General features: G+C 45.3%; 2 protein-coding genes. Both read right to left on the reverse strand.

What is annotated here, in order from left to right; all coding sequences use genetic code 11:
- Positions 1–139 precede the first annotated feature (139 nt).
- The gene (locus RW114_RS20685) at positions 140–595 is read right to left on the reverse strand and encodes a hypothetical protein (RefSeq protein ID WP_340124613.1); all 456 of its coding nucleotides are present in this window, start codon (positions 593–595) and stop codon (positions 140–142) included.
- A gap of 263 nt (positions 596–858) precedes the next feature.
- Positions 859–1,047 carry a hypothetical protein gene (locus RW114_RS20690; RefSeq protein ID WP_340124614.1) on the reverse strand — a complete coding sequence of 63 codons (189 nt, stop codon included), beginning with the start codon at positions 1,045–1,047 and terminating at the stop codon, positions 859–861.
- Positions 1,048–1,201: the final 154 nt, after the last annotated feature.

Raw genomic sequence — 1,201 nt, forward strand, 5'->3', positions numbered from 1 at the left:
AAATCGCAGCATGGCAAGAAAAAAGAAATGCTATTGTTCGACCTATGGAATGGCGCTTTACTAATGAGGACGCTCGGGTAAAGTTGAAGAAACTTTATCCGACATTACAAGAATGACTGAGTACTAGCGCGAATCTACCCTACAATTTATCCGTCTTACGGATTTGAGCCTCTAATTCTCGAGCCTTTTTCTCCAGGCTCTCAAATGTAGCTTTAGTCGATTTATCACTGGCCTCGACTTCGCCCTTAAGACGATCAACGTCTGTCTTCAAGGTGTCGATAGTCTTATGAAGTTCTTGCGCGGTCGAAAGTACTTTGACGTACTCCTCATCAATACTCAGTCGCTTCTCTCTTACCTTCAAGAATTCGGAAAACACCAAAACAAATGCAATACCCGTTACGAGCAAGGCGACAATGATGGCCCAATTGCGTGCCTTTTTCTCTGCGGCCTCAATGAGGCCTGTGATCTGGGTTTGATACTCCTTCTTCGCTTCGTCCTTGAACTTTTCGCTTCCGATATGGTTTTTCACTGCCTTTCGCACAGCATCGGCAACCTGATCGTCCAGTGTCTTTTGTGGATTATCGTAATCACTCATGAGTTTCTCCTTCTTATGCAGCCATCAATGAGACCGTGTTGCCTAACGTAAAGATTAGGGGTGTGTTCAAAGACCTTAAGCGAAGCCACCAAACCTTGATAAAAAATAAAAATAAACCGCGCAAATAGCGGCGTAGCGCGTTTGACCGACTTGTTAAGCTGAAAAGTGGCTACCAAAACCAAACCACTGCCCAAAATGACAACCTCACCACTATGTGGCGGCGCAAAACGGCACCGCCCTACGCGCGCGTTGTTTCGGAAAACTCACATCTTGCAGAATTTGCCAATCATTTGCCCGCCGTCCAAGCAACCATTTTTGTCAATCGTGAAGACTTGGGTCTGTCCCGCTGAACTGATCTTGACCTTGTCATCTTCGATCAGATAGTCAGCTTCAGCAGTTGCATCTGAGAACTTGACAGTCAATTCCACCTTGGTGTCTGAGGTAAAATTCATCTTCTTAAATGGCAATCCGCCGTTGGCTATAGTGGACCCCGAATTCCGGACAATAGTTTAAGCTATGCTCTGTCGAAAAATGAGAAGCAGGAAATGAGCGAAAGCAAACGGAAGATTTTTACAGGGGCTCAAAAAGCCAAAATTGCATTGGAAG

This window comes from Methylobacter svalbardensis, from assembly GCF_037671525.1.
In the GTDB taxonomy this organism is placed as follows: Bacteria; Pseudomonadota; Gammaproteobacteria; order Methylococcales; family Methylomonadaceae; genus Methylobacter_A; species Methylobacter_A svalbardensis.

What these genes read in the sequence shown, in the direction of transcription:
- RW114_RS20685 (WP_340124613.1), bottom strand. Translation starts at nt 595, where the DNA reads ATGAGTGATTACGATAATCCACAAAAGACACTGGACGATCAGGTTGCC.
- RW114_RS20690 (WP_340124614.1), bottom strand. Translation starts at nt 1,047, where the DNA reads ATGAATTTTACCTCAGACACCAAGGTGGAATTGACTGTCAAGTTCTCA.